This is a genomic window from Bacillus sp. EE-W1 (genome assembly GCF_009760835.1).
Lineage (GTDB): Bacteria > Bacillota > Bacilli > Bacillales > Bacillaceae_G > Bacillus_A > Bacillus_A wiedmannii.
On sequence record NZ_WIPE01000088.1, the window covers coordinates 1 to 8,719 of the forward strand.

Annotated in this window: 8 protein-coding genes; 3 read left to right on the plus strand and 5 right to left on the minus strand. The window is 37.7% G+C overall.

From position 1 onward, the window contains the following. Positions 1-139: 139 nt before the first annotated feature. On the minus strand, positions 140-1,546 hold the full coding sequence (gene pepV, locus GFJ36_RS24235; RefSeq protein WP_087984847.1) for a dipeptidase PepV: 1,407 nt from the start codon (positions 1,544-1,546) through the stop codon (positions 140-142). A gap of 357 nt (positions 1,547-1,903) precedes the next feature. Between pepV and GFJ36_RS24240 the strand changes: the two genes are divergently transcribed. Continuing rightward, a complete protein-coding gene (locus GFJ36_RS24240; protein ID WP_000805512.1) occupies positions 1,904-2,125 on the plus strand; it encodes a DeoR family transcriptional regulator in 222 nt (73 codons plus the stop codon). Positions 2,126-2,206: 81 nt separating this feature from the next. Here GFJ36_RS24240 and GFJ36_RS24245 read toward each other — a convergent pair whose 3' ends face one another. Both GFJ36_RS24245 and GFJ36_RS24250 read right to left on the minus strand, forming a co-directional pair. Continuing rightward, a complete protein-coding gene (locus GFJ36_RS24245; RefSeq protein ID WP_001234944.1) occupies positions 2,207-2,935 on the minus strand; it encodes a pseudouridine synthase in 729 nt (242 codons plus the stop codon). Between the two features lie 41 nt (positions 2,936-2,976). Next, the gene (locus GFJ36_RS24250) at positions 2,977-4,629 is read right to left on the minus strand and encodes a putative polysaccharide biosynthesis protein (protein ID WP_001284033.1); all 1,653 of its coding nucleotides are present in this window, start codon (positions 4,627-4,629) and stop codon (positions 2,977-2,979) included. 294 nt (positions 4,630-4,923) lie between these two features. Between GFJ36_RS24250 and GFJ36_RS24255 the strand changes: the two genes are divergently transcribed. Beyond that, positions 4,924-6,195, plus strand: a complete 1,272-nt coding sequence (locus GFJ36_RS24255; protein WP_098230833.1) for a BaiN/RdsA family NAD(P)/FAD-dependent oxidoreductase — start codon at positions 4,924-4,926, stop codon at positions 6,193-6,195. Between the two features lie 240 nt (positions 6,196-6,435). Then, the gene (locus GFJ36_RS24260) at positions 6,436-7,878 is read left to right on the plus strand and encodes an MDR family MFS transporter (RefSeq protein ID WP_098230836.1); all 1,443 of its coding nucleotides are present in this window, start codon (positions 6,436-6,438) and stop codon (positions 7,876-7,878) included. A 29-nt stretch (positions 7,879-7,907) separates the two neighbouring features. On the opposite strand, the gene GFJ36_RS24265 is transcribed toward GFJ36_RS24260, so the two are convergent. Continuing rightward, complete coding sequence (locus GFJ36_RS24265) at positions 7,908-8,231, minus strand: ArsR/SmtB family transcription factor (RefSeq protein WP_000098837.1); 324 nt, start codon at positions 8,229-8,231, stop codon at positions 7,908-7,910. Continuing rightward, on the minus strand, positions 8,232-8,663 hold the full coding sequence (locus GFJ36_RS24270) for an SRPBCC family protein (protein WP_000437776.1): 432 nt from the start codon (positions 8,661-8,663) through the stop codon (positions 8,232-8,234). Positions 8,664-8,719: the final 56 nt, after the last annotated feature.

The window sequence follows — 8,719 nt, forward strand, 5'->3', positions numbered from 1 at the left end:
GGTCTTACTGCCCGTTAATGCGGGATAAATGAAATTATATCGACTTAACAACTAAATACGATAAGAAAAGCAACCTATACGTAACAGAAAACCGTCCCAAAATATGTATCGGGACGGCCTCTTCTTATTTATATATCCATTACTTCGCTAATTCATGAATTGCTTGCGCGTAAATTGCTGTTGCTTTTAATAAGTCTTCAATTTCAATGTATTCGTCTTTTTGATGCGCAAGTTCTTCTTTTCCAGGGAACAACGGACCAAACGCAACGCCAGCTTTCAATGAACGAGCGTAAGTACCACCGCCGATTGCTAATAGTTCTGCTTTTTCTCCTGTTTGTTCTTCATATACGCGCTGCAACGTACGAATTAACACGTGGTCTTTATCAACATGATGCGGGCGAGAGTTTGAATAATCCGCCACTTTAAATCCATGATTACCAACGTATTCTTTTAACTTTGCAATCATTTCGTCAAAGTTAGTCGTAACCGGGTAACGTACATTTAATCCTAAATTACCACCATTCTCTTTCGTATAAGAAAGGCGACCAACATTCACAGTTAACGGTCCGCTAATATCGTCTTTATAAGAAATACCAGCTTTCTCTCCTAAAATATCTCCTGTAAATGTTTCTGTTACAAACGATGCAAATGAAGACCCTTTTCCATCAAGAGCAACTGTAGTTAAGAAGTTTGCCAGTAATAAACCTGCATTCTCACCCTTCTCTGGAGTAGATCCGTGAGCTGAAATCCCTTTAATTTGCAACGTCACCGTATTACCTTCTACAATTGCTTCACCTATTTTTTTAGCAGTTTGTAAATACTCTTCATATGCTACTGTAAGTGCATTTACATCTTCTCCTGTAATAATCGCTTCTGCAAAATCAGGAACCATATTTAAACGGCGACCTGATTCAAATGAAACAAGTTCATATGTACCTTTCTTTTCTTCACTACCACTTTGCACAACTTGTATATCAGAAATTCCTTTTTCTGCATTAATAATTGGAAAATCTGCGTCTGGCGCAAAACCGATTGTTGGCATTTCTTCGTTTTTAAAGTAGTGATCTACACATTTCCAATTGCTTTCCTCATCTGTTCCTAAAATCATGCGAACGCGTTTTGAAAGAGGCAAACCTAATTCTTTCACAATTTTCATCGCATAATAAGCTGCCATCGTTGGGCCTTTATCGTCAATTGCACCACGTGCAAAAATCTTTCCATCGCGAATATCTGCACTATATGCCGGAGTCGTCCAGCCATCTCCTTCTGGCACAACATCAACGTGACAAAGAATACCTACTAACTCTTCTCCTTGTCCCATTTCAAGATGACCTGCATACCCTTCTAAATTTTTAGAAGCAAAACCTTCAGTTTCTCCTTTATGTAACATGAAAGATAAAGCTTTTTCCACACCTTCACCGAATGGTGCGCCCTCTTTCGCTGATTCTTCTTCCCATACACTTTTAATTTGTAAAAATTTTTGTGTATCACGAATTAAATCATCTTTTCGTTTTGCAACTTCTTCTGTCCAATTAATCGCTGACATCACGCATCCATCCTTCACTATATTGTTTCTTTCATCATAACAAACCGAAATCTCTTATGCCATATACGAAACTCAAATACCTAACAATTGTAATATTTCAGATATTTCTTATTAGTTTTTCTTTTATTTTTCTAAAAAAATTTGCAGGAATTTGGCGTTTTACGTAGAATTTTATGTGTTAGTTGACTGACCATATATACAATGTCAACTACCAATATTTTTCTATATGAATATTTGTTAAATTTCTGTAAAATTTAAGTAGATTAAAGCATGAATTTTATCATGTAGAGTACAATGGTAGTAACGACCTTCTTTCCTGAATGGGGTCAAAAAAACTAGTAGAGGAGTGGTTTTCTCTTGAAACCTACAACTACTCGTATGCTAACACGCATTAAATCAATTTATATGTACATCAATGAAAACGGAACGGTAACGACGAAAGACCTTGTAGATGAGTTCGGGATCACACCGCGAACGATACAACGTGATCTAAATGTGTTGCAGTTTAATGAACTCGTGTATAGCCCTTGCCGCGGTAAGTGGACAACAACAGGAAAGAAAGTGAGAATGACCTCATAATGAACAAATAATTGTATGTAAATAAATACATACCCCTTTCTAACTCGTTAGAAAGGGGTCTTTTCTGCGCCAAAAACAGCACTATTTTTCAGTATCGACTTGATATGTTTTTAACATTTCTACTTCTTCATCTGATAGCTCTCGGTATTGTCCAAGTTCTAGCTCTTCATCTAATACTAATGGTCCCATCTCTGTTCTCTTTAGGTAGACTACTTTTTTCCCTACCGCTTCAAACATACGCTTCACTTGATGGAACTTTCCTTCTGTAATTACAAGCTCGATTTCAGAAATCTCATCGCTTTTTAATATTGTAAGTGCACCTGGTTTTGTTTCATAGCCATCATCTAAAATAACACCTTTAGCAAACTCTTTTACATCCTCTTCTGTTACTACTCCTGCAACGTGTGCATAATATTTTTTCGGCACATGCTTTTTCGGAGATAACAATTGATGTGATAACTTCCCGTCATTTGTTATCAATAAGAACCCTTCCGTATCAATATCAAGTCGTCCAACTGGGAACGGATCAAAGATTGCATCTTCTAACTCTAATAAATCTATTACCGTTTCATGATTATCATCTTCTGTCGCTGAAATAACGCCTTGTGGTTTATGCAACATTAAATAAACAAACTCTTTATATTCCACAACTTCTCCGTGAATCATAACTTCTTGCTCTTCTACATTTACATGAACCTTCGCATCTTTCACTGGCGTTCCATCAATTTTTACAACGCCGTCTTTCAATAATTTCTTTACTTCTTTTCTACTTCCATATCCCATATTTGCTAATAATTTATCTAATCTCACGTTTTTCACCTTCTTTGTTTATCATAGAAAAGGGGACGTAATTACGCCCCTTTTGATTTCAACTTTATTTTGAATCTATTGCCAAGTTTACGTTGGATTTTCTCTAACGCTTCTCCACCAAATACTCGTTCAAGTACTCCTGTGCGAATTGCTAACAATCCATACACAAGACCACCAATACCTGCACAAACCACAACTGTAATAAGAGCACCCATTCGGCCATCAGGTGAGATCATGAAGGACAGAGTCCATTGTGATAACTTTACAGCAATGACCATTACAAGTGTTAATACTGCAATTTGGAAAGTTCTCTTATATACAACACCAAATGAATAGTGTACATGTTTTTTGATTTGTCGATTCGTATACCATACGGAAGCTAAGAATCCGACTGCAGTTGCTAAAATCGCTCCAACTGTACCGAAATAACGAATAAAGATTACGTTACATACGAATTTCAAAATAACACCCATAATAAGCGCGACAATCGCATGTTTTTGTTGATTGATCCCTTGCAGAATTGCTGCTGTTACTGTAAATAAAGCGAATAACAACGCAACCGGTGCATACCACATTAATACTTGTCCACCTAGTGGATCTGAATCATAGAACGCAGTATAAATTGGATATGCAAGTGTTGAAATACCGACAACTGCTGGCAATGTTAAGAACATATTTGCCTGGAATGTTTGTGTAATTTGTAACTTTAAATAGCGGTATTGTTTTTCAGTAAATGATTTTGTAATCGCTGGTACAAGCGTTAAACTAAACGCTGTTGCAAGCGATACAGGAATCATAATTAATTTATGCGTCCACATTGTGAAAATACCAAGCGCTCGCTCTGCGATATCACCTTGGCCAATCGCTTGCATAATTGAGTTAAATGTCAATGTATCAATTTGTTGATATAAAGGAATTGTTAACCCAATTACAACGTAAGGAATCGCATATGCAAATAATTCTTTAAATAATTGAACCGTACTCACTGTCGATTCTGGTACAGTTTGTTCAATTAAATATTGATCCAAATGTTTTTTACGTTTTAACCAGTACCAAATGAGTACACCGAGCGCTCCAACTGCTGAAACGAACGCAGCAAATGTCGCTACCCCAACTGCTGTTGCAACTGTACCGCCAAGTACTTTAATAACAATAAAACTACCCGCTAATAAAAAGACGATACGAATAATTTGTTCAATAATTTGCGAAACAGTAGTCGGTCCCATCGATTGGTGACCTTGGAAATAACCACGAATTAAACTCGCTGCTGGTACAACAATAAGTGCAAAACTTACAAGACGAATAATCGTCGTAACTTCTTCTACATTACTGTGTATACTTTGTTTACCAAGCATTGCTTCTGCAAACAGTGGCGCTGTCATGTATAGAACTAGGAACGAAAGAACTCCTGTTACTATCATCATAACCATTCCCGAGCGGAACATTCTCCGGCTCGTTTTATAATCGCCAAGCGCATTATATTTGGAAACAAATTTGGAAACAGCAAGCGGCACCCCTGCCGTTGCAATACTTAAAAAGATCGTATATGGAATGTATCCATATGTATAGAGCGTTCCGCCTTCTGTACCTACTAATGCATGAAACGGAAAGACGTAAATCATGCCTAAGAACTTTACTAAAAATGTCCCTAACGTAACAATAAGCGTTCCGCGCAGAAATTTCGAATCGGACATACAAAAATCCTCCTACATCTACATAAAGTGAAACTTTAATCAGTGTGGGTGTTCTTCCCCACTGATTATTAGTTGAACTATTCGAGCATTTATGAGCTACCAAATTCCCTTTTTATTTCTCTTACATCTTAAGGTTTTTGTCTTATTGCCCACAAATAGCAGGATAGTGCTGAACTCTAACTTTTGTATTGTACCACAATTCTCTCCTTAAGCAGTACTTCACTCTATTTTTCTTTTAAGGGAAAACATGCTATTCTTTTAGGCAGGAAATGTAGAAAATGAGGTCGATATATTATGCATTATGATGTTATTGTCATCGGCGGCGGGCCTTCTGGGCTAATGGCTGCAATCGGTGCTGCAGAAGAAGGCGCAAGTGTCTTACTTCTTGATAAAGGAAATAAACTAGGGCGTAAACTTGCGATTTCTGGTGGTGGTCGTTGTAACGTAACGAACCGTCTACCACTTGATGAGATCGTTAAACATATACCAGGAAACGGTCGCTTCTTATACAGCGCTTTTTCTATTTTCAATAATGAAGATATTATTACATTCTTCGAAAAGCTTGGCGTGCAACTAAAAGAAGAAGATCATGGTCGCATGTTCCCTGTATCAAATAAAGCACAATCAGTAGTAGACGCACTTTTAACACGATTAAAAGACTTAGGTGTAAAAATCCGTACGAATACACCCGTTGAAACAATTGAATATGAGAACGGTCAAACGAAAGCAGTCGTACTGCAAACTGGCGAAGTGTTAGAAACGAATCATGTCGTTATCGCTGTTGGCGGAAAATCCGTTCCTCAAACTGGCTCTACTGGAGACGGATACGCTTGGGCTGAAAAAGCTGGGCATACAATTACAGAGCTATTCCCAACAGAAGTACCAATCCTTTCAAACGAACCATTTATTCGGGATCGCTCCTTACAAGGTCTTGCTTTACGCGATGTTAACTTAAGCGTATTAAACCCGAAAGGAAAAGCTATCATTTCTCACAAAATGGACATGCTCTTCACTCATTTCGGCCTATCTGGTCCTGCCGCTCTTCGTTGTAGCCAATTCGTCGTGAAAGCACTGAAAAAGTTTAAAACGAATACGATTCAAATGAGTATCGATGCATTGCCAGAAGAAAATAGTGAACAACTATTCCAGCTCATGCTGAAACAAATGAAAGAAGATCCGAAAAAAGGGATTAAAAATGTATTAAAAGGTTATGTTCCTGAACGTTACTTCCTATTCTTATTAGAAAAGAATGAAATTGATGGCAGCGAACAAGCTGGACAAGTTTCTCACGAGAAAATTCGTGCACTTGTGAAAGACTTTAAAGAGTTTACTGTGAATGTAAATGGTACGCAGTCAATTGAAAAAGCATTCGTTACTGGCGGCGGTGTATCCGTTAAAGAAATTAACCCGAAAGAAATGTCTTCTAAATTCACGAACGGCGTATATTTCTGCGGAGAAGTTCTTGATATTCATGGTTATACTGGCGGCTATAATATTACATCTGCTCTCGTTACTGGTAGAATTGCCGGAACAACGGCTGGAGAAAACGCGAAAATGCAATATTAAAAAAGAAACAGGGCTTCCTGTTTCTTTTTTTAGGTATATGAAATTATATCGGCGATTCCTCGAATATATCAGCGTTTCTACAACATATATCGGCGTTTTCTTAAATATATCAACTTACCGACAAAGAACGACAAATATACGTTCCTCCTAACTTCCCATTGCTTTTTTGTTGCTTTATATACCTTAGTACCTTTATATTTTATATTGTTGAATATTTGAAAAAGGGTAAGGGGAAAAAATATGAGAAAAAAAGTCATGATGTCTTTAATGCTAATGACGTTTCTTTCTGCGGTAGAAGGAACGATTGTTAGTACAGCGATCCCTCGTATAACGAGTGATTTGTCAGGCGTCGAACTTGTTAGTTGGGTATATGCAATTTATATGCTTGCAACAGCTGTTTCGACTCCAATATACGGAAAGTTAGCTGATTTATTCGGCCGTAAAAAAGTTTTACTCATCGGAGCTACAATCTTCTTAATCGGTTCTGCGCTTTGCGGAGTCGTTACATCAATGGAACAATTAATCTTCTTCCGTGCTCTTCAAGGTATAGGTGCTGGTGCTGTTATGCCGATCACAATGACGATTATTGGAGACTTATATAGCGAAGCGAGAGACCGCGCGAAAGCACAAGGTTGGATGAGTGCCGTTTGGGGTGTATCGGGTGTTATCGGACCGTTAGTCGGTGGATTTTTAGTTGATTCTCTATCTTGGCGTTATATTTTCTTCTTAAACGTCCCATTTGGAATTATCGCTTGCTTAATGATCGCCATTTACTACAAAGAATCTATTAAGCCCGCTAAACACCATATCGACTATCTTGGTGCAACAGTCTTCTCATTAAGTACGATCGCTCTACTATATGCATTATTAACAGGTAGCAGTAAGCAAAACTGGGGCGACATAACAATTATCGGCCTATTAATCTTTGCCGTCGTTTCATTCATTATTTTCTTATTCATCGAGAAAAAATCTCCGGAACCATTAATTCCGCTAGCACTTTTCTCTAACCGTACATTATCTACAATAAACATATTAACGCTCATTGCTGGCGCAATGATCATTAGTATTACAATGTACCTTCCAATTTGGAGCCAAGGTGTATTAGGAAAAAATGCGACAGAAGCCGGACTTATTTTAATGCCAATCCCTGTTATGTGGACATTTGGCGCTATTTTCTCTGGTAACTTAGTAGGCAAATTAAAAACGAAACAAATCATTTTACTTGGAGCTAGCATTTTATCAGTCGCTACGTTCTTATTATTTACATTATCAACAAATTCACCATCGTTCCTTATCTATGTAGCAGTCGGATTATTCGGATTAGGAATGGGGCTTGTGACACCTATTTATATGGTAACAATTCAAGCAGCCGTACCAGCTCATACACGCGGAACAGCCGTTGGTTTAAACACATTTATTAATACATTTAGTCAAACGTTAGGTGCTGCAATCTTTGGCACAATCTTTAATACGATGATTCATGCACGCGGTATTCAAAACCTTGATCTTGTATCTGGTGGCGGACACGGAGGAACTACAGCAAACGTAGTAACCGAATCGCAAGAGGCATTAGCATCAAGTGTACACGTCATTTATATGAGTACTTTCGTATTAGCAGTATTTACACTAATTATCGCTTGGATTTTATTAAAACCAGCTACTCAAACAAGTGAGCAATCATAAAGAGGATGACCATTTTGGTCATCCTCTTTTTACTCTTCATTCTCCACAATATGTTTCAGCATAGATAATTTATTATCCCAAAAACGTTCATAATATGAGAGCCACTGTTGTAATTCCTCTAATGGTTCTGGATGCAAACGATATATCTTCTCTCTTCCGCTTTTTCTTCCGCTTACTAAATTCGCTTCCGAAAGAATATGAAGGTGCTTTACAACCGCAGTACGACTCATCGGAAAATGATCCGTTATTTTGGAAATCGGTAACTCTTTATCACTTAATAACCGTATTACTTCTCGGCGGGTTGGATCAGCAATTGCTTGAAATACATCATATTTCGCTGCTGATGAAGACACTTAGCCTTCAACAACCTTTTTCAGTTTTTCATTTACAATCGCTACCCAGCCGCCACTCATTCTATCGCGAATAATAGAGCTCTTCGCATTCGCTTTCGGAAGAATTTCATCAGGATGTTTCCAGCCGCCGTGAATTAACGTAAATTCTGTTTTATTATCTCCTAGGTCTTTCAGATTAAATGAAACGACCCAGCCATCTGTATCCCATGAGAAAGATAGATGGTTTGGTTCATCAATTTCTAACACTTTACATGGTGATGGGCCAAATGGTGATTGCACATGAAATTCATGTCCTACCTCTAATACAAAATCATTCGGCATAAACCATGACGCAATCCCTTCTGCAGTTGATACTACATTCCATACTTTTTGAATAGACGCGTTAAAAACGATCGTTTGTTTAATATCAGTTAATGTATTTTGTTGTTCCATTTTCATTCTCCTTTATTCGGCAATCAAATATAACACCTTTTGGTTATACTTTGATA